General features: G+C 66.1%; 25 protein-coding genes and 2 pseudogenes. 19 read left to right on the top strand and 8 right to left on the bottom strand.

Annotated elements, in window-relative coordinates:
• The 6 genes from VEI45_RS07965 to VEI45_RS07940 form a co-directional block, all read left to right on the top strand.
• On the top strand, positions 1-186 hold a 186-nt coding region (locus tag VEI45_RS07965; protein ID WP_324851913.1), incomplete at its 5' end, for a DHHA1 domain-containing protein.
• On the top strand, positions 187-684 hold the full coding sequence (gene ruvX, locus VEI45_RS07960; RefSeq protein ID WP_324851911.1) for a Holliday junction resolvase RuvX: 498 nt from the start codon (positions 187-189) through the stop codon (positions 682-684). It begins immediately after the preceding gene.
• Positions 677-1,918 (top strand): endolytic transglycosylase MltG, encoded by a 1,242-nt coding sequence (mltG, locus tag VEI45_RS07955; protein ID WP_324851909.1) that lies wholly within the window; start codon positions 677-679, stop codon positions 1,916-1,918. The genes ruvX and mltG overlap by 8 nt, the downstream gene beginning before the upstream one ends.
• A complete protein-coding gene (locus VEI45_RS07950) occupies positions 1,915-2,718 on the top strand; it encodes a shikimate dehydrogenase (RefSeq protein WP_324851907.1) in 804 nt (267 codons plus the stop codon). The genes mltG and VEI45_RS07950 overlap by 4 nt, the downstream gene beginning before the upstream one ends.
• 10 nt (positions 2,719-2,728) lie before the next feature.
• Positions 2,729-3,148, top strand: coding sequence for an A24 family peptidase (locus VEI45_RS07945; RefSeq protein ID WP_324851905.1), 420 nt, complete (start codon positions 2,729-2,731; stop codon positions 3,146-3,148).
• A gap of 727 nt (positions 3,149-3,875) precedes the next feature.
• A complete protein-coding gene (locus VEI45_RS07940; protein WP_324851903.1) occupies positions 3,876-4,394 on the top strand; it encodes an SET domain-containing protein in 519 nt (172 codons plus the stop codon).
• A gap of 28 nt (positions 4,395-4,422) precedes the next feature.
• Here the strand turns inward: VEI45_RS07940 and VEI45_RS07935 are convergent, their stop codons facing one another.
• From VEI45_RS07935 to VEI45_RS07925, 3 genes are all read right to left on the bottom strand, one after another.
• On the bottom strand, positions 4,423-4,920 hold the full coding sequence (locus tag VEI45_RS07935) for a DinB family protein (RefSeq protein WP_324851900.1): 498 nt from the start codon (positions 4,918-4,920) through the stop codon (positions 4,423-4,425).
• Positions 4,921-5,070: 150 nt separating this feature from the next.
• On the bottom strand, positions 5,071-6,384 hold the full coding sequence (locus VEI45_RS07930; RefSeq protein WP_324851898.1) for a cytochrome P450: 1,314 nt from the start codon (positions 6,382-6,384) through the stop codon (positions 5,071-5,073).
• A 212-nt stretch (positions 6,385-6,596) separates the two neighbouring features.
• Positions 6,597-6,998, bottom strand: coding sequence for a type II toxin-antitoxin system PemK/MazF family toxin (locus tag VEI45_RS07925; protein WP_324851897.1), 402 nt, complete (start codon positions 6,996-6,998; stop codon positions 6,597-6,599).
• Between VEI45_RS07925 and VEI45_RS07920 the strand changes: the two genes are divergently transcribed.
• The 5 genes and pseudogenes from VEI45_RS07920 (at position 6,997) to aroQ (ending at position 10,943) form a co-directional block, all read left to right on the top strand.
• On the top strand, positions 6,997-7,431 hold the full coding sequence (locus VEI45_RS07920; RefSeq protein ID WP_324851895.1) for a hypothetical protein: 435 nt from the start codon (positions 6,997-6,999) through the stop codon (positions 7,429-7,431). The genes VEI45_RS07925 and VEI45_RS07920 overlap by 2 nt on opposite strands.
• Positions 7,432-7,473: 42 nt before the next feature.
• Complete coding sequence (aroC, locus tag VEI45_RS07915) at positions 7,474-8,679, top strand: chorismate synthase (protein ID WP_324851893.1); 1,206 nt, start codon at positions 7,474-7,476, stop codon at positions 8,677-8,679.
• Between the two features lie 5 nt (positions 8,680-8,684).
• Positions 8,685-9,197, top strand: a pseudogene (locus VEI45_RS07910) (shikimate kinase); the annotation flags it as partial.
• Positions 9,198-9,346: 149 nt separating this feature from the next.
• Positions 9,347-10,435, top strand: coding sequence for a 3-dehydroquinate synthase (aroB, locus tag VEI45_RS07905; RefSeq protein ID WP_324851891.1), 1,089 nt, complete (start codon positions 9,347-9,349; stop codon positions 10,433-10,435).
• 73 nt (positions 10,436-10,508) lie between these two features.
• Positions 10,509-10,943, top strand: coding sequence for a type II 3-dehydroquinate dehydratase (gene aroQ / locus VEI45_RS07900; protein ID WP_324851889.1), 435 nt, complete (start codon positions 10,509-10,511; stop codon positions 10,941-10,943).
• On the opposite strand, the gene VEI45_RS07895 is transcribed toward aroQ, so the two are convergent.
• On the bottom strand, positions 10,940-11,635 hold the full coding sequence (locus tag VEI45_RS07895) for a B-4DMT family transporter (protein ID WP_324851887.1): 696 nt from the start codon (positions 11,633-11,635) through the stop codon (positions 10,940-10,942). The genes aroQ and VEI45_RS07895 overlap by 4 nt on opposite strands.
• A 33-nt stretch (positions 11,636-11,668) precedes the next feature.
• Between VEI45_RS07895 and VEI45_RS07890 the strand changes: the two genes are divergently transcribed.
• The 5 genes from VEI45_RS07890 (at position 11,669) to VEI45_RS07870 (ending at position 17,128) form a co-directional block, all read left to right on the top strand.
• On the top strand, positions 11,669-12,781 hold the full coding sequence (locus VEI45_RS07890; protein WP_324851885.1) for a Xaa-Pro peptidase family protein: 1,113 nt from the start codon (positions 11,669-11,671) through the stop codon (positions 12,779-12,781).
• A 14-nt stretch (positions 12,782-12,795) separates the two neighbouring features.
• Positions 12,796-13,359 (top strand): elongation factor P, encoded by a 564-nt coding sequence (gene efp / locus VEI45_RS07885; protein ID WP_324851883.1) that lies wholly within the window; start codon positions 12,796-12,798, stop codon positions 13,357-13,359.
• Positions 13,356-13,850, top strand: coding sequence for a transcription antitermination factor NusB (nusB, locus tag VEI45_RS07880; RefSeq protein WP_324851881.1), 495 nt, complete (start codon positions 13,356-13,358; stop codon positions 13,848-13,850). The genes efp and nusB overlap by 4 nt, the downstream gene beginning before the upstream one ends.
• Positions 13,847-14,245, top strand: coding sequence for an antitermination protein NusB (locus VEI45_RS07875; RefSeq protein WP_324851879.1), 399 nt, complete (start codon positions 13,847-13,849; stop codon positions 14,243-14,245). The genes nusB and VEI45_RS07875 overlap by 4 nt, the downstream gene beginning before the upstream one ends.
• A 69-nt stretch (positions 14,246-14,314) precedes the next feature.
• A complete protein-coding gene (locus VEI45_RS07870) occupies positions 14,315-17,128 on the top strand; it encodes an aminotransferase class I/II-fold pyridoxal phosphate-dependent enzyme (RefSeq protein WP_414687428.1) in 2,814 nt (937 codons plus the stop codon).
• Between the two features lie 145 nt (positions 17,129-17,273).
• On the opposite strand, the gene VEI45_RS07865 is transcribed toward VEI45_RS07870, so the two are convergent.
• The 4 genes and pseudogenes from VEI45_RS07865 to VEI45_RS07850 form a co-directional block, all read right to left on the bottom strand.
• On the bottom strand, positions 17,274-17,813 hold the full coding sequence (locus VEI45_RS07865; protein WP_324851877.1) for a GNAT family N-acetyltransferase: 540 nt from the start codon (positions 17,811-17,813) through the stop codon (positions 17,274-17,276).
• A gap of 15 nt (positions 17,814-17,828) precedes the next feature.
• Entirely contained in the window at positions 17,829-19,034 is a 1,206-nt protein-coding gene (locus tag VEI45_RS07860; RefSeq protein ID WP_324851876.1) for a serine hydrolase domain-containing protein, read from the bottom strand.
• A gap of 4 nt (positions 19,035-19,038) precedes the next feature.
• Positions 19,039-19,204, bottom strand: a pseudogene (locus VEI45_RS07855) (SAM-dependent methyltransferase); the annotation flags it as partial.
• A gap of 10 nt (positions 19,205-19,214) precedes the next feature.
• A complete protein-coding gene (locus VEI45_RS07850; protein ID WP_324851874.1) occupies positions 19,215-20,009 on the bottom strand; it encodes a DUF6065 family protein in 795 nt (264 codons plus the stop codon).
• A 441-nt stretch (positions 20,010-20,450) separates the two neighbouring features.
• Here VEI45_RS07850 and pyrR point away from each other — a divergent pair, with 441 nt between their 5' ends.
• Genes pyrR through VEI45_RS07835 form a run of 3 tightly spaced genes read left to right on the top strand, consistent with a single transcriptional unit; the run spans position 20,451 to position 23,295 of the window.
• The gene (pyrR, locus tag VEI45_RS07845; RefSeq protein ID WP_324851872.1) at positions 20,451-21,035 is read left to right on the top strand and encodes a bifunctional pyr operon transcriptional regulator/uracil phosphoribosyltransferase PyrR; all 585 of its coding nucleotides are present in this window, start codon (positions 20,451-20,453) and stop codon (positions 21,033-21,035) included.
• On the top strand, positions 21,032-22,006 hold the full coding sequence (locus VEI45_RS07840; RefSeq protein ID WP_324851871.1) for an aspartate carbamoyltransferase catalytic subunit: 975 nt from the start codon (positions 21,032-21,034) through the stop codon (positions 22,004-22,006). Before pyrR ends, VEI45_RS07840 begins: the two co-directional genes overlap by 4 nt.
• Positions 22,003-23,295 (top strand): dihydroorotase, encoded by a 1,293-nt coding sequence (locus VEI45_RS07835; RefSeq protein WP_324851869.1) that lies wholly within the window; start codon positions 22,003-22,005, stop codon positions 23,293-23,295. Before VEI45_RS07840 ends, VEI45_RS07835 begins: the two co-directional genes overlap by 4 nt.
• Positions 23,296-23,377: the final 82 nt, after the last annotated feature.

Here is a 23,377-nt window from a genome sequence, read left to right as displayed (position 1 = left end):
ATCGCTGCCAACCGGGCCGCGCAGGACCTGGGTATCCGGGCAAACGACTTGGTCAAGCAGCTCGCGGGGGCCGTCGACGGCCGGGGCGGCGGCAAGGCCGACCTCGCGCAGGGCTCCGGGAAGGACTCATCGGGTATCGACGCCGCGCTCGATGCGGTACGAGCAGAGATAGCGCGGGTCAGCTGAGTGGACTCCTCACACCGTCTGCCGGATCGGCCCGGCGGAGACGATCCCGGACCCGGACGGCGGCTCGGCATCGATGTGGGCAGCGTGCGCATCGGTGTGGCGTGCAGCGACCCGGACGGCATCCTGGCCACGCCGGTGGAAACCGTCCGCCGCGATCGGTCCGGCAAGCATGTCCGACGGCTGGCCGAGCTGGTCGCCGAGCTCCAAGCGGTCGAGGTTGTCGTGGGGCTGCCGCGAACCCTGGCCGACCGCACCGGCCCGTCGGCCCGCGACGCGATCGAGCAGGCCGACCTGCTCGCCGGCCGGATAGCGCCGATACCGGTGCGGCTGGCCGACGAGCGGCTGACGACCGTCAGTGCGCAGCGATCGCTGCGCCAGGCAGGGGTGCGGGCCAAGGGTCAGCGTAGGGTCATCGACCAGGCGGCGGCGGTGGCGATCCTTCAAGGTTGGCTCGACGAACGCCGTGTCATGTTGCCCGGGGAGGTCAACGGTGTCTGACGGCTGGGGGCGCACCCGCGCCCAACCCGTGGCGGTCGGGCCGCCGCGTCGCGGGCGGTCGCGCGCCGAGCGGCTTCGCGCCGAGCGCGGCCGTCGTCGTCGGCGCATCGCGCTCGGATTCGCCGTCGGACTGCTTGTCGTCGTGGTGGTGGCGGCTGTGTTCGTCGGCTCCAACCTGTGGCACAGCTTCGGCCCGCAGAATGACTACACCGGCAGCGGCAAAAAGGATCTGGTGATTCAGGTCCACGCCGGTGACTCGACCACAGCGATCGGCGAGACGCTGCACAATCACGATGTCGTCCGCACCGTCAAAGCGTTCCTCGAGGCCGCTGAAGGCAATGAAGCGATCTCGTCGATCCAGCCCGGCTACTACCGGATGCGCAGCGAAATTCCGGCGTCGTCTGCGGTGAAGCTGCTCGCCGACCCGAAGAGTCGGGTGGGCAAGCTGGTCATCCCCGAGGGGCAGCAGCTCGACGACACCACCGACGTTAAGACCAATGACGTGACGCCCGGCATCTTCACGATGATCGCCAAGGCGAGTTGTGTCGAGTTGGACGGGGACAAGCATTGCGTCTCGGCGGCCGACCTGCGGACGGCGGCCGAAAAGACCCCGCTCGGCTCACTCTCAGTGCCGGCGTGGACCGTCGAGCCGGTCACCCGGATGGGCGACGATCACCGCCGGCTCGAGGGCCTGATCGCGCCGGGTACGTTCAACGTCAACCCGTCGGGCTCGCCGCAGACGATTCTGGAGACGCTGATCAGCACCAGCACGGAGCTGTACGTGAAATCGGGACTGCTGGACACCGCCACCGCGATGAACATGTCGCCGTACAACGTTCTGGTGGTCGCCTCGCTGGTCCAGCGTGAGGCCAAACCACAGGACTTCCCGAAGGTCGCCCGAGTCATCTACAACCGGCTGGCCGAGCATCGCACACTGGAGTTCGACTCCACGGTGAACTATCCGCTGGACCGTCGCGAAGTGGCCACTACCGACAGCGACCGTGCGCAGCAAACACCTTGGAACACTTACGTTTCCGACGGGCTGCCGGCCACTCCGATATGTTCGCCGGGCGCCGATGCGGTCAAAGCGGCCGAGCATCCCGAGCGCGGTGACTGGCTGTACTTCGTCACCATCGATTCGCAGGGCACGACGTTGTTCACCCGCGATTACCAACAGCATCTGGCGAACATCGAGCTGGCCAAGCGCAACGGTGTCCTCGACTCCGCGCGATGAGCGCGGCGCCGGCTAGACGAGCTGGGGTGCTCGGTTCGCCGATCGCGCATTCGCGCTCGCCGCAGTTGCATCTGGCCGCTTACCGTGCGCTGGGCTTGGCCGAGTGGACCTACGACCGCATCGAGTGCGGGGCCGAGGAACTGCCCGACGTGGTCGGCGGGTTCGGGCCGGAGTGGGTCGGGGTCTCGGTGACGATGCCGGGAAAGTTCGCCGCGCTGCGGTTCGCCGACGAGCGCACAGACCGGGCTCAGCTGGTCGGATCGGCCAACACCCTGTTGCGGACGCCGCGCGGCTGGCGCGCCGACAACACCGACATCGACGGGGTGATGGGCGCGTTGGGCGCCGCGTCGGGCCCGGCGGTGGTGTCGGGATCCGGCGGCACCGCGCCGGCGGCGATCGTGGCCTTGGCCGAGTTGGGCGTCGGCGATATCACCGTGGTGGCCCGCAACCCGGACAAGGCCGCCCGGTTGGTGCAGCTGGCCGCCCGGGTCGGCGCTGCGGCCCGGTTCTGCGACCTGGACGGCGACCGGGTTGCCGACGCGGTGACGGGTGCGGGCGTGCTGGTCAGCACGCTGCCGGCTGATGTGGCAGGCCGGTATGCGGAGGTGTTTGCCGGCGCGCCGGTGCTGCTGGACGCCATCTACGACCCATGGCCGACGCCGTTGGCCACGGCGGTGGCCGCAGCGGGCGGTCGGGTGATCGGCGGCCTGCAGATGCTGCTGCATCAGGCCTTCGCGCAAGTCGAACAATTCACAGGGCTGCCTGCTCCGCGAGAGGCGATGATCGCTGCTTTGGATTAACCTGCCGCGCATGCTGATGGTGGCCGCGTTGCTGTGGATGGGGGCGCTGACCGGCTACGACATCCGCCAACGCCGGCTGCCGAATCGGCTGACGTTGCCGGGGTTCGCGGTGATCATGCTCGCAGCGGCCGGCTCGGGACACGGCCCGGCTGCTGCGCTGGGGGCCGGGCTGTTGGCCGTGGTGTATCTGTTGGTCCATGCCGCCGCGCCGGCGGCAATGGGTGCCGGGGATGTGAAGCTGGCGCTCGGGCTGGGCGCACTGACCGGCTGCTTCGGCGGCGACGTGTGGTTGCTCGCAGCGATCGGCGCTCCGCTGCTGACCGCGGTGGTCGGGGTGGTGGCCCGGCTCGGCTGGTCGGCGACGACAGTGCCGCACGGGCCGTCGATGTGTGCGGCCAGCGCAGCGGCAGTGGGGCTGATGGTGTTGTAAGGCGCACAACATAATTGAGTGCTGCCAAAGTCGGGCGATGGTACGGCGACTTCGGCCACGGAGCGGCCGAGTCGGAGAGTTTGTCGGTGAATACCCGCTTGGCCGCGACGCTGGCGCCGCTAAGCGCGGTCGGCTCTGTGTCGAGATCCTGGCCGGTGGTGCTGATTCGGGCGTAGCCGAGGATTGGTTTCACCGGCCAGTCGGGCTCACGTCCTGCGACGCAACAGATCTGGGACAGCGCGTTGTGAGACAAGCTCCATATCCCTCCGGGGGACGCCTCGCAGGCGTGAAAATGTGGCCGGGTCGCCTGTCGACGTCGATCGCTACTTTCCGACCCCACCGCCCGATTTCAGGACCTCGGCCCCGACTACCACACCAGCCGCGTGGTCACCGAGCGAAAGATCCGCAACCACATCGCCCACCTGACCGCGATGGGATTCCACGTCACTCTCCAACCCGCCGCGTAATCTCGAAATTCACACTCGCGCATGGCCACTCGGGTCGGCATGTTCGGCCGGATACCGTCGGCTGCTCGACTCACCCTGGGTATTTTCCGGTCAGAAACGAGACGGCGCGAAACAGGTCTACGTGCACAAACATCTTCTGGAGCGGCTCCAATATGGCCTGTCTCGTTTGTCTAGTAATGAGACAACCAGGTGACGCAACCTAGACGTGGCACGATGACAGCCCTGAATTGTCACCGGCGTGGGCGTCTTAGCGTGGGACCATGGTCGCATCGTGGATCAGTCCCAAAGCACGCAAAGGCGCCAGCAGCGACATAGCCGGACGCGGGCTGTTCGCCACCGACCAAATCGCTGCCGGTGAAATTGTCGCTGTTAAAGGTGGGCACATCGTCACCTCGACGCAACTGCGTCAACTCCCTGACCCCCTACCGAACTCGGAGATTCAGATAGCCGACGGGCTACACCTGGTGGCGTTGTCGCCGGAGGAATACGAGCCGGTGATGCTGTTCATCAACCACTCCTGCGAGCCCAACGTCGGCTTCGCCGGCAACGTTGTCCTGATCGCCATGCGCGATGTAACCCCCGGCGAGGAACTCACCACCGATTACGCGCTGTTCGACGACTACGACGGGCAAATGACCTGTCATTGCAGCACCGCTTCTTGCCGGCGCGTGATCGACGGGCATGACTGGCGGCGAAGCGACCTACAGCGCAGGTACTGCGGATACTTCTCGTGGTACCTGCAGCGCAAAATCATTGAGACGCAAGGCTATGTCGACTAAGTGGCGAGCCGTGTGTCGGACGTCGTGATCACACCTGGCGGCGAATGTCGAGGAGGTGGTGGCGCGCCTCGTGCAAGGTGTGTATCGCGACCCACCGCAACGACCGCTCATGGGTTTCTGGGTAGTGGTAGACAACTGTGCGATCCCAGTCGTCAGCGCCCAATTGGGCGAGCACATTGCCGAACAACTGCGCAGCATCCGCAAGCTGCCGGGCCACATCTTCGGGCTCCTGTTCGGCATAGCCATCGTGCTCGACCCGCTCATCGCGTCCCATCGACGGGCAGTCCGGTCGGTCTACACGGCGGGCCGCGAGCACCCGTTCTCGCTGCACCAGCAGCATGTCCCGCAGATGGCACCCGTACTCCAGGGGAGACCACACGCTGGGCTGCCGCCGGGATCGCAGATCGACATTGCAGTTGCGCAGGATCCCCACGACCTCGGCGACCTGCTGGCGAATATCCTCCGGAACCACACCGGCCTGAGTGACGTCGTAAGTGAAACCGCACTCCCCACATCGCGTGGTCATGCCGTCATCGTCATGGATCGGCTCCTCGTTTAGCAGTCGTCTTGCGGGACAAGAAGTGATCACTCTCGGTTCTTTACAACCGAGACACCACACCGACACCACACCGAGATCTCCCAGTGTCAGGCGGAGGTCGCCGGGCGCCTGCGGCAGCTAGGGAACGATGACATTCGCCTCTTGGAGTGACACCGGTAGATGCTTGAGTCCGTGCAGCAAGATGCTGTCGTTGAACGTCGGTTCGCCGGCCAGGGTGAGCTGGGGGAAGTGCTCGAACAAAGACTGCAGACCGATATGGAGTTCCATGCGGGCCAACGCCGCACCCAGGCAGGCGTGCACACCGCTACCGAAGCTCAGGTGCTCACGGGCGTTGGCGCGGGTGATATCGAAGATCTCAGGGTGTTCGAAGACTGCTGGGTCGCGATTGGCCCCGCCCAATAGAAGGAGTATCGCTTCGCCTGCCCGTACGGGGTATCCCTGGATGTCAACGTGTTCGATGGCGACCCGCCCCACTAATTGGCCGGTCGTGTCATAGCGCAGGATCTCCTCGATCGCGTTGGGCCATCTCTTGGGGTTCGCACACAGCTCGGCCAGTTGATCCGGGTGACGGACGAGCGCCACGACGGCCTTGCCGAACACATGCGTCGTGGTGATGAACCCCGCGCCCAGGAGCAGACCCGCGAGCATCCTGATCTCGACTTTGGTGAGATCGCCGTGGTGTATCACGTCGGACAGGATGCTGTTGGCGGCATCGTCTTGACTTAGCCGCTCGATATGCTCCGCGAGGTACTGGTCGAACTCGCGTAAAGCTTTCGTCGCCACCCGAAAGTCGCGCCATGATGCGGCGTTGGTGGCAAGCAATCTGGATGTCGACTCGCCGATTGCATGAAGATCGCGAGTCTCATCGCGTGGGATGGTCAGCATCTCGGCGATGACCGCGATGGGGATCTGGGAGGTGTACTCGGTGATCAAATCGCACTCGGCGCTGCCCTCCAGGCCGCGAAGCAGTTCGTCGGCGATTTCGTGAATACGAGTGCGAAGCCCATCGAGCGCCCGTGGCGTGAACGCCCGCGAGACCAGGCGACGTAACCGCGTGTGCTCAGGCGGATCGGTGACCAACATGGAGGGCGGTTCGACGCCATTCAGCACATCGGGATCAGTTTTGGCCAGGAACCACTGGACGATCCGAAAAGGGGACCGGTCCCGCTGTTTGAAGGTCCTAAACCGGCCGTCGCGCAGTACCTCACGGACAATCAGCGCATCAGCGCTGACCCAGCCCACCCTTTCCGCCGGGGACATGCGCCCCCGTGCGCGAATTTGCTCGATGAGCGGATAAATATTGTCGCCCCGGTTGGTGTCGATCAGCAACTGCGCCAACGGATCACCTCGCCGCGCCATCAGTTTCAGAGACGCACGTGGAAGTCCATACCCCGCCGCCCAATGCGACCAATCCCGGACGGGCACCTCCATGTGCTCACACTCCCTGGCAATCGGTTGCACATGAGCCTAATGGCATGCCGCGGCTCAGGCCTATACCAAACACAGGCCATAAAAGTCACCTCTGTAAACCGTTGAGGAGTGGTCCAGGGGACAGCGACCTCGGTCGCCAGGCAACCCTAGGAGTCAAGATTTGATCGACGCCGAATCTCTAGAAAAGAGACGCAGAGAAGCGGTTGACGCAATCAGGCTAGGCCGAGGAAAACCACCAGGCTTCGCGAAAGGGTGGCCATGTCGGTACCGGACACGGATCCAATGCGGTCGCCGAGCTTGGCGCGCGGCATCGTGGTCACCTTGTCGAGCATGATGCGGCTGGCTTCAGCCAGTCCGTTGGTCTCGGTGGGATCCAGCGCTATCCGCAGCAGTGGGATATCGGTGGGATCGGTGGTCAGCGGGCACACCGTGATCGACGCCGTCGCGTCGAACCGATTGTCTTGGACGATAAGCACCGGGTGCGGCTTGCCGGCATAATGCCTTCCGCCAGCGGCGGTCCAGAGCTGTAACCGGTGTGCGAGCGTTGCAATTGGCAGCCGCTGGCAGTGGCGTTGGTCGAGTTGGCAGTGGTTCTCGTCGCACCATCGCCGCATGACAAGCGCATCCTTTTCACGCAGTTTCCGCCAGACCGACTACACACGTTGGCGATCCATCGTTACCGACCTCGCATTTTGGAGCGTCGTGGGCGCGGTCGTCGCCGCTCTGAGCGGTCCGCTCGGTGACTGGTGGCACGTGCCGCGTGCGGAGCTTTTGGTCGGTGGGCTGGCGTTCCTCGTCGGCGGCGTCGCGCTGCTGTTCGGTTTGAACCGGATTCGTCCGACCTCTGCCGGGCTGGTGTTGGGTTTCGGCGTTTCCAACCTACTGCTGGCGCCAACCCTGTGGCTGGTGGCATCGCTTGGCGAGCTTCCACTGAGCGCCGCCGGCAACTGGGCCCTAGCCGGCGCCGGGGAGATGGCGCTTGTGCTGGGCGTCTGGCAGCTCACCACATTGCGAAGGTCGCGGCACACTCAGCAATGCGAAAGCTGAGGCCACAGCCGGCGCCGCGCCAGTCGTGGGAAGATGGGACACGTGTTGCGATGGACCACTGCTGGTGAATCTCACGGCCGGGCGCTGGTGGCCGTGCTCGAAGGCATGGTCGCTGGCGTCAGCGTGAACTCCGAGGACATCGCGGACCAGCTGGCGCGCCGCCGGCTCGGCTATGGCCGCGGCGCCCGGATGAAGTTCGAGCGCGACCAAGTCACCATGCTGGCCGGCGTGCGGCACGGCGTCACACTGGGCGGTCCGATCGCGATCGAGATCGGCAACACCGAATGGCCGAAGTGGGAGACGGTGATGGCCGCCGACCCGGTGGACCCCGCGGAACTCGAGGTTGCGCGCAATGCGCCGTTGACCCGGCCGCGGCCTGGCCACGCCGACTACGCCGGCATGCTCAAGTACGGCTTCGACGACGCCCGCCCGGTCCTCGAGCGAGCCAGCGCCCGCGAGACCGCCGCTCGGGTGGCGGCCGGGACCGTCGCCCGGCTGTTCCTGCGGCAAGCGCTCGGCGTCGAAGTGCTGTCCCACGTCATCTCGATCGGCGAATCACAGCCCTACGACGGCCCGCCGCCGGAGGCCGGCGACCTGGATGCGATCGACGCCAGCCCGGTCCGCGCATTCGACAAGGCGGCCCAGGAATCGATGGTCGCCGAGATCGAAGCCGCCAAGAAAGACGGTGACACCCTCGGCGGTGTGGTGGAGGCCGTTGCGGTGGGCCTGCCGGTCGGACTCGGATCCTTCACCAGCGGCGACAACCGGCTCGACAGCCAGCTCGCCGCCGCTGTGATGGGCATCCAGGCGATCAAGGGCGTCGAGATCGGCGACGGGTTCACCACCGCGCGCCGCCGCGGCAGTCGCGCCCACGACGAGATGTACCCCGGACCCGATGGTGTCGTCCGATCGACCAACCGGGCCGGTGGCCTGGAAGGCGGCATGACCAACGGCCAGCCGCTGCGGGTACGGGCGGCGATGAAGCCAATCTCCACCGTGCCGCGCGCCCTGGCCACCGTCGACATGGCGACCGGTGACGAGGCCGTCGCGATCAACCAGCGCTCCGACGTATGCGCCGTGCCGGCCGCGGGTGTGGTGGTTGAAACCATGGTCGCGCTGGTCCTGGCCCGCGCGGCGCTGGAGAAATTCGGCGGCGACTCGCTGGTCGAGACCCGCCGCAACGTCGAGGCGTACCTGCGCTCGGTCGCCGACCGCCAACCGGCCGCTGAAGTCCGGGCGTCAGGGTAAAAGCGATGGCGCCCAAGGCGGTATTGGTTGGACTCCCGGGATCGGGTAAGTCCACGATCGGGCGACGGCTGGCAAAGGCGCTCGACGTCAAAATGCTCGACACCGATGCGGCGATCGAGCAGCAGACCGGACGCCGCATCGCCGACATTTTCGCCACCGACGGCGAGGAGGAGTTCCGTCGTATCGAGGAAGAGGTGGTGCGCGCGGCACTGGCCGAGCATGACGGCATCCTGTCGCTGGGCGGCGGCGCGGTCACCAGTCCCGGGGTGCGCGCCGCGCTGGCCGGTCACACCGTCGTCTTCTTGGAGATCAGCGCCGCCGAAGGTGTGCGGCGCACTGGCGGCAACACCGTGCGGCCGTTGCTGGCCGGTCCGGACCGCGCCGAGAAGTTCCGCGCGCTGATGTCGCAGCGCGTCCCGCTGTACCGCCAGGTCGCCACCATCCGGGTCAACACCAACCGTCGTAATCCCGGCGCCGTCGTGCGTTACATCGTGTCGCAACTGCAAGATCCGCAACCCTGTGGCCCCGGGCCCGGCCGTCGCCGTCCACCCTGGCGCCGCGCGCCGTCCTCGCTGACCCCAAGCACACCCGAGTCGCCAGCCGGGCCGCCGCCTACCCCCGCCACGCCGGCGGCACTGGCCGCGGCCCGTCGCGCCGAGGCGGGCAAATGACCGACCCCGACACCCGGGTGACCGTGCAGGTGGCGGTCGACCCGTCGTATCCGGTGGTGATCGGCACCGGCCTGCTCGACGAACTCGACGGGCTGCTGGCCGGTCGGAGCCGGGTCGCGATCCTGCACCAGCCGGTGCTCGCGCAGACCGCCGAAGAGATCCGGACCCGGCTGGCGGACAAGGGAATCGACGCGCATCGCATCGAAATCCCGGACGCCGAAGCCGGTAAGGACTTGCCCGTCGTCGGGTTCATCTGGGAAGTGTTGGGCCGCATCGGTGTTGGCCGTAAGGATGCTTTGGTCAGCCTTGGCGGCGGGGCTGCCACCGATGTCGCCGGTTTCGCCGCGGCGACCTGGTTGCGGGGTGTGTCGATCGTGCACGTGCCCACCACGTTGTTGGGCATGGTCGACGCCGCGGTCGGCGGTAAGACCGGTATCAACACCCAGGCCGGTAAAAACCTGGTCGGTGCGTTTCACCAGCCGATCGCAGTGCTGGTCGACCTGGCGACCTTGCAGACGTTGCCGCGCAAAGAAATCGCCGCAGGCATGGCCGAGGTCGTCAAGGCGGGCTTCATCGCCGACCCGGTGATCCTGGATCGGATCGAGGCGGATCCGCAGGCGGCTTTGGACCCGTCGGGTGACGTGCTGCCGGAGCTGATCCGGCGCGCGATCACCGTCAAGGCCGAAGTCGTAGCCGCAGATGAGAAGGAGTCGCAGCTGCGCGAAATCCTCAACTACGGCCACACATTGGGCCACGCGATCGAACGCCGGGAAGGCTATCAGTGGCGCCACGGCGCTGCGGTTTCGGTGGGTTTGGTGTTCGCCGCCGAACTGGGCCGGCTGGCCGGGCGCCTCGACGACGCCACCGCCGACCGTCACCGCAGGATCCTGGCTTCGCTGGGCTTGCCAGTCGGCTACGACGCCGACGCCCTGCCGGAACTGTTGGAGTACATGGCCGGCGATAAGAAGACCCGGTCGGGGGTGCTGCGGTTCGTCGTTCTCGACGGGCTGGCCAAGCCGGGCCGGTTGGAGGGCCCGGATCCGGCGCTGCTGGCGGCGGCCTACGCGGAGGTGGGGGCTCGATGACCGGACCGCAGGCGACGATGCAGAGCGAAGCGATGCGGTGGGGGCACCTCCCGCTTGCGGGGGAGAGGGGCGCGTGACGACCGTCAACGTCATCAACGGACCCAACCTCGGCCGGCTGGGCCGTCGCGAACCCGAGGTCTACGGGGACACCACCCACCACGACCTGGTCGCGATGATCGAACGTGAGGCCGCCGAGCTGGGATTGAAAGTCGTTGTGCGGCAAAGCGATAGCGAGGCTCAGCTGCTGGACTGGATCCACCTGGCCGCCGACGGAGGAGAACCGGTGATCCTCAACGCCGGTGGGCTGACTCACACGTCGGTGGCACTGCGGGACGCCTGCACGGAGCTCAGCGCGCCCCTGATCGAGGTGCATATCTCCAATGTGTATGCGCGCGAAGAGTTTCGGCACCATTCCTACTTGAGCCCCGTCGCGACTGGGGTGATCGCCGGGCTCGGAGTGCAGGGCTACCTGCTGGCCCTGCGGTATCTGGCCAGCGGCTGCCGCTAGTCGTCGTCCCGCTTGGTGTGTTCGGTGGTCGGGACTTCCTCGGTCTTTTCCTCGCTGTGGGCCGGGCTGACGGCCTCGGTCGTCTCCTCGACTTCTTCGCTGTAAGCCTCCGGTGCGCCATAGTCCTCACGCTCGGCCGTGGCTACCGCCGTCGGCTGCTCCCGGGGCCACCCGCCACCCTCCGCGGCGGCAGCCTCCTCCGAGCGGACGGCGGCGAACACGTCGGTGTCGGCCCGGTCTCCCTCACCGCCGCCGTGTTGCGGCGTGTAGGCGCCCGCGCGGTCGATCAAGTAGCGGCCAACCGTCACCCCGGCGATCCCACCCAAAAACACCAGCAGCGCGGTGAAGGCGGCGAACACGGTGAGCTCGTTGACCAGCCCACCGACATACAGCGACTTGTAGAACACCGCGATCAGCCACGTCACCGCGCCGCTGAGCACCCCGGCGACCAAGCCGGCCAACAGCCACGTCATCGCCAGATCAGCACGGCGATCGGGGTCAGGATTCGCAGCGGCGTCGGCGCGGCCGTCGATAACCCCCCACAAAACGACACCGGCCAAGAACAGGACCAGCAGCGCAATGCTGATCAGCCCGGCCTGCGTCTGCCACACATCGATCAGCGTTCCCTGAAACAGCCGAACGACGACCATCGCAGCACCGAAGACCAGGCCGCGCAGCATCCAGTTAGTCATGGGGCCACAGCGTAGCGAGTAGCGTCATCCGGCGTGACACATTCCCAGCGGCGAGCCGCGCTCAGTGCCAAATTGCGCGCAACCGAACTGGACGCGATGCTGGTCACCGACCTGATCAACGTGCGCTACCTGTCCGGCTTCACCGGGTCCAATGCGGCCCTGCTGGTGTTCGCCGACGGCGACCTGTCTCCGGTGTTGGCGACCGACGGGCGCTACCGCACCCAGGCCGCCCAGCAGGCGCCCGACGTGGAGGTGGCCATTGAGCGGGCCTGCGGGCGGTACCTGGCCGGGCGGGCCGCGTCGGCGGGCGTGCGGCGACTGGGCTTCGAGAGCCATGTGGTCACCGTGGACGGGTTTGACGCGCTGGCCAAAGAAGTAGCGCAGGTCGGGACCACCGAGCTGGTCCGCGCCTCGCAGCAGGTGGAAGCCCTGCGGGAAATCAAGGACGCGGGCGAGGTCGCGCTGCTGCGGCTGGCCTGCGAGGCCGCCGACGCCGCGCTGACCGACCTGGTGGCCCGCGGCGGACTGCGGCCCGGCCGGACCGAACGCGAGGTGGGCCGCGAACTTGAAGGCTTGATGCTCGATCACCGTGCCGATGGCGTCTCGTTCGAGACGATCGTGGCCAGCGGGCCGAATTCGGCGATCCCGCATCACCGGCCCACCGATGCGGTGCTGGCCGTCGGCGACTTCGTCAAGATCGACTTCGGTGCCCTGGTCGGTGGGTATCACTCCGATATGACCCGCACGTTCGTGCTGGGCAAGGCCGCCGACTGGCAGCGTGAGATCTACCAGCTGGTCAGCGCCGCGCAGCAAGCCGGCCGTGACGCACTGCGGGCCGGCGCAGTGCTGGCTGACGTGGATGCAGCAGCGCGCCGCGTCATCATCGACGCCGGACACGGTGAGCACTTCGGCCATGGCCTCGGCCACGGGGTGGGGCTGCAGATCCATGAAGCGCCAGGGATCAACGCCACCGCCGCCGGTACACTGCGTGCGGGCTCCGTGGTAACCGTGGAGCCCGGTGTCTATCTGCCCGACCGCGGCGGCGCCCGCATCGAGGACACGCTGGTCGTGGCTGACACGGGGCAGGCCCTTGGCCATGCACCGGAATTACTCACCCGGTTCCCCAAGGAACTGTCGATCCTGTAGGAGATGCACCGATCGTGGCAAGCACTGCCGATTTCAAGAACGGACTGGTATTGGTGATCGACGGCCAGCTATGGCAAATCGTCGAGTTCCAGCACGTCAAACCCGGCAAGGGCCCGGCGTTCGTGCGCACCAAGCTGAAGAATGTGGTCTCGGGCAAGGTGGTCGACAAGACCTACAACGCGGGAGTGAAGGTGGAAACCGCCACCGTGGACCGCCGTGACACCACATACCTGTACCGCGACGGCTCCGATTTCGTGTTCATGGACAGCCAGGACTACGAGCAGCACCCGTTGCCGGAGTCACTGGTCGGGGATGCCTCGCGATTCCTGTTGGAGGGGATGCCGGTGCAGGTGGCCTTTCACAACGGGGCGCCGCTCTACCTCGAGCTGCCGGTGACCGTCGAACTCGAGGTCACGCATACCGAGCCGGGTCTGCAGGGCGACCGGTCCAGCGCCGGCACCAAGCCGGCGACGCTGGAAACCGGTGCGCAGATCAATGTGCCGTTGTTCATCAACACCGGCGACAAGCTCAAGGTCGACTCCCGCGACGGCAGCTACCTGGGACGCGTCAACGCGTGAGCAAGCCCGCACGTGCTGTCAAAGGACGCCACCAAGCCCGTAAGCGTGCAGTCGACGTGCTGTTCGAAGCCGAGGCCCGCGGCGTGACACCAGCCGAAGCGGCCGACGCGCGTACCGCACTGGCGCAGGCGAAGCCTGATGTCGCGTCGCTGAATCCGTACACGGTGACGGTGGCCCGCGGCGTCACCGAGCACGCGGCACATATCGACGACTTGATCTCGTCGCATTTGCAGGGCTGGACATTGGAACGACTACCCGCCGTCGACCGGGCAATCCTGCGAGTCGCGGTGTGGGAGCTGCTGCACGCCGACGACGTGCCCGAGCCGGTCGCTGTCGATGAGGCGGTGGAGCTGGCCAAGGAGCTGTCAACCGACGAGTCGCCGGGCTTCGTCAATGGGGTGCTGGGTCAGGTGATGCTGGTGACGCCGCAAATCCGGGTGGCCGCTCAAGCAGTCCGCGGGGCGACGCCCAAACATGCCGCGGATTCATGACCCGTTTGGAACTGCGCGTCGTGATTGCCGCCGTGCTGGCGGCGACGGTCGTGCTGGGTGCGGTCCTGTGCGCCGCGTATGGCCAGGCGGTGATTGCGGCCGCGCTGGCGATCTACGCGCTGGGCGTCGGCGCCTGGCTCTATCACTCGATCGAGCGCTACGTGGTGGCCCGTCGCATCAGCACGGTTCGTGCGGTCGCCAAGCCGTTCCAGCCGTTACTTCCGGTGATGGCCGCGATCATGGGATTGACGCAGGCTGTCGTGCGATCGCTGTCCGACGTCACTGACGCGGCGCCCACCACACGGAGGCGCTGGGACCTTCCGGTTCGGCGGTGGATGGAGATCACCCGCGGCGACCGCCGGAGCACCGACGCCGACGACGAGTTCGAGGGCTGAGCCAACCGGCCCGGCCGTCGACCCTCCGAAACGCCCCCACGCTGACCTGCGGAGGGACACACTGGCGATATGGACCGAGACGGTAGGCGCCCGAGGCGGCTTCGTGTCTCCGCATTAGCGGCGGTCGCGAACCCGTCGTACTCGCGCATCGACACCTGGAATCTGCTCGACGACGCCTGCCATCAGCTGGCCGTGGTCGACCGTGCCGGGCTGGACACCAGCCACGAAGCGGCCCGGGCGAGGCGCCTGATCAATCGTCTCAGCGCCTACGAGCGCTACTGGATATATCCCGGCGCGGAGAATTTGGCGGCATTCCGCGAGTATCTCGACCACCATGCCACGGTGAGCCTCGAGGAGAAGGTTTCGCTCGCGGTGCGGCTACTGTCCGAATACGGGGACCGCGCAGCGCTGTTCGATACATCGGCGTCGCTGGCCGATCAGGAGCTGGTGGCGCGGGCCAAGGAACAGCAGTTCTACACGGTTCTGCTCGCCGATGATTCCCCTCCCACGGCTCCCGAGGGCTTGGCGGAATGCCTGCGCGCGCTTCGCGACCCTAGCGACGACGTGCAATTCGAACTCTTGATCGTCAGCAGCGTCGAGGACGCCATCACCGCGGTCGCGTTGAACGGGGAGATTCAGGCGGCGATCATCCGGCACGACATCCCGCTGCGGTCTCGTGACCGGGTTCCGTTGATGACCACACTGCTCGGCGCCAACGACCAAGTGGTGGCCACCGACCGCACCCACGACTGGGTCGAATGCGGCGAGTGGATCCGCGAGCTGCGGCCGCACATCGACCTTTACCTGCTCACCGATGAATCGATCGCCGCCGAGACCGAGGACAAGACGGAGGTCTACGACCGCACCTTCTACCGACTCAACGACGTCACCGATCTGTACAGCACCGTGCTCGCGGGGATCCGGAACCGTTACGCCACACCGTTTTTCGACGCACTCCGGGCTTATGCCGCACGGCCGGCGGGCCAATTCCACGCCCTTCCCATCGCACGTGGCGCCAGCATCTTCAACTCCAAGTCACTGCAGGACATGGGCGAGTTCTATGGCCGCAACATCTTCATGGCCGAGACATCGACCACATCTGGCGGCCTGGACTCGCTGCTGGACCCGCACGGCAATATCAAGAAGGCGATGGACAAGGCTGCCAAAACCTGGAATGCCAACCACACCTTCTTCGTCACCAACGGGACGTCGACCGCGAACAAGATCGTCGTGCAGGCTCTCACCCGGCCCGGCGACATCGTCCTGATCGACCGCAATTGCCACAAGTCGCACCACTACGGCCTGGTGCTGGCCGGTGCGTACCCGCTATACCTGGATGCCTACCCGCTGCCGCAGTTCGCGATCTACGGCGCGGTGTCATTGAAGACGATCAAGAAGGCCCTCCTGGACCTCGAGGCGGCCGGGCAGTTGCACCGGGTGCGCATGTTGCTGCTCACCAACTGCACGTTCGACGGCGTGGTCTACAACCCGCGGCGGGTGATGGAAGAGGTGCTGGCGATCAAGCCGGACATCTGCTTCCTGTGGGACGAGGCGTGGTACGCGTTTGCCACCGCGGTGCCGTGGGCGCGGCAGCGCACGGCGATGGTTGCCGCCGAGCAACTCGAGTCGATGTTGTCGTCTCCCGTTTATGCCGAGGAGTACCGGACGTGGCGTGCGGAGATGAAGGGGTTCGAAGAGGGTGAGGACCGGGCCGAGTGGAGTGAACGCCGACTGCTGCCCGACCCGAGCCGGGCCCGGGTCCGGGTCTACGCGACACACTCCACCCACAAGTCGCTGTCGGCGCTGCGGCAGGCGTCGATGGTTCATGTCCGCGACCAGGATTTCGAGGCGCTCACCCGCGACGCATTCGGTGAGGCGTTTTTGACCCATACCTCGACGTCGCCGAACCAGCAACTGTTGGCATCGTTGGATTTGGCGCGCCGGCAAGTCGATATCGAAGGGTTCCAACTGGTCCGAAGCGTCTATGACATGGCGCTGGTCTTCCGTCACCGCGTCCGCAAAGACCGGCTGATCAGCAAGTGGTTTCGCATCCTCGACGAGTCCGACCTGGTGCCCGACGAGTACCGGCTCTCAACGGTCAGCTCTTACCGTCAGGTGCGACAGGGTGCGCTGGCGGAGTGGAACGAGGCGTGGCGCTCAGACCAATTCGTACTCGACGCGACGAGGGTCACCCTGTACGTGGGTCAGACCGGCATGAACGGATACGACTTCCGCGAGAAGATCCTGATGGACCGGTTCGGCATCCAGATCAACAAGACCTCGATCAACAGTGTGCTGCTGATCTTCACGATCGGTGTGACCTGGTCGAGCGTGCACTACCTGCTCGACGTATTGCGGCGGGTGGCCACCGATTTCGATCGCAGCCAGTGCGCGGCCGGCAAGGATGATCGTGCCTTGCAACAGCGTCGGGTTGAGGAGATCACCGAGGACCTACCGCCGCTGCCCGACTTCAGTGAATTCGACGCCGCGTTCCGACCGGGCGATGCCGGCTTGTACGGCGATATGCGCGCGGCGTTCTATGCCGGGTACGAGGAGTCCGACCGCGAGCACGTCCTAGTCGGTGAGGCCGGGCGACGTCTTGCCGAGGGAAAAACGTTGGTGTCCACTACTTTCGTGGTGCCCTATCCGCCCGGCTTCCCGGTGCTGGTCCCGGGCCAGGTGGTCTCCAAGGAAATCGTATATTTCCTCGCCCAACTCGACGTCAAGGAAATCCACGGATACGACCCTGACCTGGGACTGTCGGTGTTCACCGAGGCCGCGCTCAAACGGATCACCGCCGCGCGGCACGCGATTGCCGAGGTAAACGGGTACGGCAATGTGTCGCGGGTGGCTGCGGCACAGACGCCGGCCGTTACCGGGTAGCCGCCGACGCCTCAAAGATCTTCTCGTGGTAGGTCTTTCCCCGGCTCATGCCGAGTAATCGAGCCACCGGACGCACAGTTAGCGCGGAGGCGATCAAGCTTGCCGAACGTGCAGCCATGGCGGAAGCTCGGCGTAATGGCACGCGTCAGCGCAGCGCCTTCGCGTAGAGAAGGCTGTCACCGGGTTCGGGCCCGAGGCTGGGATAGACCGCGTGACGGGTCAGCCGACCCTCCAGCAGGAACCCGGCTCGCTGCAGCAGTCGCGTTGACCGCTCGTTGTCGACATTGCAGGTCGCCCAGACGCGGTAAGCGTCGGGATCGGCGTCCAGCGCGGCCAACAGCATCTCGAGCGCTTCGGACATCAAACCCTTGCCCCACCAACGTCGTCCGATGCAGTAACCGATTTCGGCCGAGTGTCGCACCGGGCGCCAACAGCTGATCATCCCGATGACGTCGTCGCTGTGCTGCAGCACGATGGCCCAGGTTCGATCATGGTCGCCGACATTGAGTCTTTCGGCGATCACCCGCCGCGTCGCCGCCACGTCGGGGTGCGGCGTCCACAGCAGATATTTGGTGACCTGGGGATCGTGGGCGACGCGCTGAAACAGCGGGCCGGCGTCGTCGAGTACCGGCAGGCGCAGCAGGAGCCGCGGCCCGGCGATGCGCTCAGGTGTGTAATCGGCCATCGCGTGGATCCGCCGTCACAGGCCCAGTGCGCGATAGCTGCGGTGCACGAATTTCGGTTGCACCGCTTGCAGCTTTGCGCGCGACGTGTTGCCGGCGACCGCTGCGGCGGCGTCGCCCGACAGCGTGGGCATGTTCTGAATCAGATACAGCAGGATCAGGCCGGCGGCCGGATCGGCTTGCCACCACGTCCCGTATGCACCTGGCCAGCTGAACGTCCCGACGCCACCCGGCCCGAACAACGGCGCCGACATCGCCGGATCGGTCACCACCGACAGGTTCAGCCCGAACCCGCGGCCGATCCAGAACGGCGCACCGAGGAAGGAGTGCTGCTTGTGCTCGTCGGTGAGCCGATCGGTGCGCATCAGTCGCGCCGAGTCCGCTGACAGCACTCGCACACCATCCAATGTCCCGTCGCCCATCAGCATTTCGATGAACCGCAGGTAGTCGTCGGCCGTCGACCACAATCCACCGCCCGCGTTGCAGAACGCCGGCGGTGAGATATGCGGTTGCCCCATCACGTCGTGTTGCAGCCGGTCCTGGTCGTCGAGCCGGTACATGGTCGCGGCGCGGCGACGGCCCTCGACCGAGACGAAGAAACCGGTGTCAATCATGCCCAGCGGCTGCAGGATTCGCTCGTCGAGAACCTGGTAAAACGGCTTGCCCTCGATCCGTGACACCAGCACGCCCACCACGTCGATGGCGTGGCTGTAGGTCAGCCGCTCGCCCGGCTGATGCACCAGCGGCAGCTCGGCGAGCGCGGCGAGCCAAGCGTCGGGGCCGCGGCCGAAAGGCAGGCGGACGTAGGCCCGGGATATCGGTCCGGTCACCGAGAACCCGTATCCTAGGCCGCTGGTATGGGTGAGCAGGTCCTCAACCAGGATCGCCCGCTGCACCGGATGCGTTCGATCCAGTGGTCCGGTGGGGTCGTCCAGCACTTGCATGTCGGCGAACTCGGGCAGCCAGCGCACGATCGGGTCACGCAGGGCCAGCTTGCCCTCGTCGATCAGGCTCATTGCTGCGGCGACCGTGACCGGTTTAGTCATCGAGGCAATACGAAACAGCGTGTCGCGCTGCATCGGCAGTTTGGCGTCGATGTCGCGGTAGCCGATTTCGTTGACCTGCAACACTTCTCCGTGCTGCCACACCACGGTCACCGCACCGGCGAGTAGGCCGGCATCGCAGGCTTCCCGAATGGAGGCCTGATTGCCTTCGAGATTCATCCGTTCAGGGTAGTGCGCGCCGTTGCGCGCGGACGTACCAGAACGCCATCTCGACGTCGTTTCCGTCGATCTCGCGGCGCCAGGTGGCGGGCTCCAGTGGCGCCGGGCCTGGTCGCCCGGTGCGCCGCGTGGTCGTCCAGGCAGTGGAACATGCCGCTGTCGACGACGGTGCTTTTGCGCTCATACTTGAGGCTTCTCATGTTGTGGCTGAACAAATGAACGAAGATGACGGCGAGTCTGGTGATCCGGTGTCCCGGCCTCGCCGTTTCTGTGTCTGCCTCGCGTGTAGTCGGCTTGCCACTCCGGTTGCTCTCCCGCGGCGACCCTCGCTGCCTGCTCGAACTGACTTGCCGCGTTACGTGAGCGCAGAAACAACTCATGCTTGCACTGCAGATCTTCGTCAGACTCGATGCGCCTGAGTTCGGGAGCGAACTCTTCAAGCTCGGCCCGGCGCTGCGGGACGATCATGCACATCGGCTCGTCAACCTCGAATCGCACCGGCATCAGTTTGCGGGTGAATTTCCAGCTCATGCTGAAACTCGCACTTGCCCAGTCGGTTTCGACTATGCCCTCTAACGGGCACACACCGTCCTTCGGATAGTTTGCCGGTCCGCGGACCAACAGGTTGTAGCCCGGCGGAGTGCGAAACAGCAACGGCAGATGCCAGGTCAGGATGCCGTTACCGAAATGGCTGGATGGCAGGAACTGATCGGTGTCGCGCTTATCGGGTGCGATCATCACGTCCACGCCATTTTGACCGAACCACGTAGCGGTGAACGCGCACCGATTGCGCAGCTCCCAGCCGCTTTGGTTAGCGATGAGCATCGGCAAACACCGAGTGGGCCAACCTCTACGCGCCTCTGACATCTCTGACATCCACGTCCGGCTAATCGGTGCCGGGGTAATCTGCGGCGCATCATCACGGGTGATGAACCCGATCAGTGGACGGGCCGGCCGGTTGGACTTGTCGCTCATCCATTCCTCGATTAGCTGGGGACATCCGTTGCCACAGACGTTGGAATCCCTTCCCCCAGAAACTGGGCGCACGTCATGCTTCGGCGGCTTCGGCCCGTTAGTAATCCGACGAATACTTTACATACCGCTCGTCGGGGAGCGACGGTAACCGTCTTTTGGTGATGAACCCGATCAGTGAACGGGCCGGCCTGTTGGACTTGTCACTCATCCGATGCAGATTAGCTGCGAATACCCATTGCCACAGCCGTTGGAATCCCTCCCCGGAAATGTGGCGCACGTCATGCTTCGGCGGCTTCGACCCGTTAGTAATCGCCAGCAGGTTGGGCCGACGAACCAGGGCCTGTCATTTCCGGCAGGGCAGCGCTAAGTGCTACGCTGCGCGGCAGTCGACGTCCTTTAACGATCCGTCCAGAGAGGCGGAGAAGGAGGTCAAGATTTCGCATGGGTGCCGCGGGCGACGCCGCCTTAGGTCGCGAATGGCGGGAGTTGATGTCGGCGGCCGACGTGGGCCGCACCATTTCCCGTATCGCGCATCAGATCATCGAAAAGACCGCGCTGGACGGTGCCGAGTCACCGCGCGTGGTGTTGCTGGGTATCCCGACCCGCGGCGTGATCCTGGCCAAGCGGCTGGCTACCAACATCGCCGAATACAGCGGTGTCGAGGTCGGCCACGGTGCGCTGGACATCACGCTGTACCGCGACGACCTGATGCAAAAGCCGCCCCGGCCATTGGAGGCCACCTCGATTCCCGCCGGCGGCATCGATGACACCCTGGTCATCCTCGTCGACGACGTGCTGTACTCCGGACGCTCGGTACGCTCGGCGCTGGACGCGCTGCGTGACCAGGGCCGGCCCCGGATCGTGCAGTTGGCCGTGCTGGTCGACCGCGGTCACCGCGAGCTGCCGCTGCGCGCCGACTACGTCGGCAAGAATGTGCCCACCTCGCGCAACGAGAGCGTGCACGTGCTGCTCGCCGAACACGACGGCCGTGACGGCGTGGTCATCTCGCGGGAGGATGCGTCATGAGCAGGCACCTGCTGGCCGCCGGTGACCTCAGCCGCGCCGAGGCCACCGCTATTCTCGACGACGCCGACCGGTTCGCGCAGGCCCTGATGGGCCGCGAGGTCCGCAAGCTGCCGACGCTGCGGGGCCGGACAGTGATCACGATGTTCTACGAGAACTCCACCCGCACCCGGGTGTCGTTCGAAGTCGCCGGCAAGTGGATGAGCGCCGACGTGATCAACGTCAGTGCGGCCGGATCCTCGGTGGGCAAGGGCGAATCGCTGCGCGACACCGCGCTGACGCTGCGCGCGGCCGGCGCCGACGCACTGATCATCCGGCACCCGGCCTCAGGCGCGGCGCATCGGCTTGCCGACTGGACGTGCGGCGGCGACGGCACCGGCCCGTCAGTGATCAATGCCGGTGACGGCACCCACGAGCATCCGACGCAGGCGTTGCTGGACGCGCTGACCATCCGGCAGCGGCTCGGCGGCATCGAGGGCCGGCGGGTTGTCATTGTCGGCGACATCCTGCACAGCCGGGTCGCCCGGTCCAATGTCATGCTGCTGGCCACCCTGGGCGCCGAAGTAGTGCTGGTGGCGCCGCCGACCCTGCTACCGGTCGGGGTTTCCGACTGGCCGGTCACCGTCTCCTACGACCTGGACGCCGAGTTGCCCGCCGCCGACGCGATGCTGATGTTGCGGGTGCAAGCGGAGCGGATGAACGGCGGCTTCTTCCCTTCCGCGCGTGAGTATTCGGTGCTCTACGGGCTATCCGAGCGGCGCCAGGCGATGCTTCCCGGTCACGCGGTCGTGCTGCATCCCGGTCCGATGCTGCGCGGCATGGAGATTTCCTCGTCGGTGGCCGACTCGACGCAATCGGCTGTGCTGCAACAGGTTTCCAACGGGGTTCACGTGCGGATGGCTGTGCTGTTCCATCTGCTGGTAGGGACAGAATCCGCCGACAAAGGGCTCGCCGGAAAAGAGGCTCTGGCATGAGCGTGCTGGTCCGCGGGGTGCGCCCATACGGCGAGGGCGACCGGGTCGACGTACTGGTCGACGACGGTCAAATCGCCGACATCGGCGCCGGGTTACCAATTCCGGATGACGCAGATGTGATCGACGCGACCGGACAGATCCTGCTGCCCGGTTTCGTCGATCTGCATACCCATCTGCGCGAGCCCGGCCGCGAATACGCCGAGACTATTGAAAGCGGCTCGGCCGCTGCAGCTCTCGGTGGCTATACCGCCGTGTTCGCGATGGCGAACACCAATCCGGTCGCCGACAGCCCAGTGGTGACCGACCATGTTTGGCACCGCGGCCAGCAAGTCGGTTTGGTCGACGTGCACCCGGTCGGCGCGGTCACCGTCGGGCTGGCCGGAGTCGAGCTCACCGAGATGGGCATGATGGCCGCCGGCGCCGCGCAGGTGCGGATGTTCTCCGACGACGGGATCTGCGTGCATGACCCGCTGATCATGCGCCGCGCCCTGGAGTACGCCACCGGACTCGGGGTGCTGATCGCCCAGCACGCCGAGGAGCCGCGGCTGACCGTCGGCGCCGTCGCGCACGAGGGGCCCACCGGCGCCAAGCTGGGGCTGTCCGGATGGCCCAGGGCGGCCGAGGAATCGATCGTGGCCCGCGACGCGCTGCTGGCCCGCGACGCCGGCGCCCGCGTGCACATCTGCCACGCCTCCACTGCGGGCACCGTCGAGATCTTGAAATGGGCTAAGGGGCAAGGTATTTCGATCACCGCTGAAGTCACCCCGCATCACCTGATGCTCGACGACAGCAGGCTGGCCAGCTACGACGGGGTCAATCGGGTCAACCCGCCGCTACGCGAAGCCGCCGACGCAATCGCGCTGCGCCAAGCGCTGGCCGACGGGATCATCGACTGTGTTGCCACCGACCACGCCCCACACGCCGAGCACGAGAAATGCGTCGAATTCGCCATGGCGCGCCCCGGCATGCTCGGGTTGCAGACGGCGCTGTCGGTGGTGGCGCAGACCATGGTGGTGCCCGGCCTGTTGAGCTGGCGCGATGTCGCCAGGGTGATGAGTGAGAATCCGGCGCGCATCGTCGGCTTGCCCGATCAGGGCCGGCCGCTGGAGGTGGGCGAGCCGGCCAACCTGACGGTGGTGGACCCCGATGCGACGTGGACGGTCACCGGGACCGACCTGGCCAGCCGGTCAGCCAACACGCCGTACGAGTCGATGACCCTGCCCGCCACCGTCACGGCCACCCTGCTGCGCGGAAAGGTCACGGCGCGGGACGGGAAGAGTCCGGCATGAATTCTGGCACGCTGGTCGGGTCGCTGATCTTCGCCGCCGTGCTGGTGGTGGTGATCGCGGTGGTGATCCAGCTGATGATGCG

Origin of the sequence: Mycobacterium sp., assembly GCF_035623875.1 — a bacterium.
Classification (GTDB): Bacteria; Actinomycetota; Actinomycetes; order Mycobacteriales; family Mycobacteriaceae; genus Mycobacterium.
This window is presented reverse-complemented; position numbering and strand designations above follow the sequence as displayed.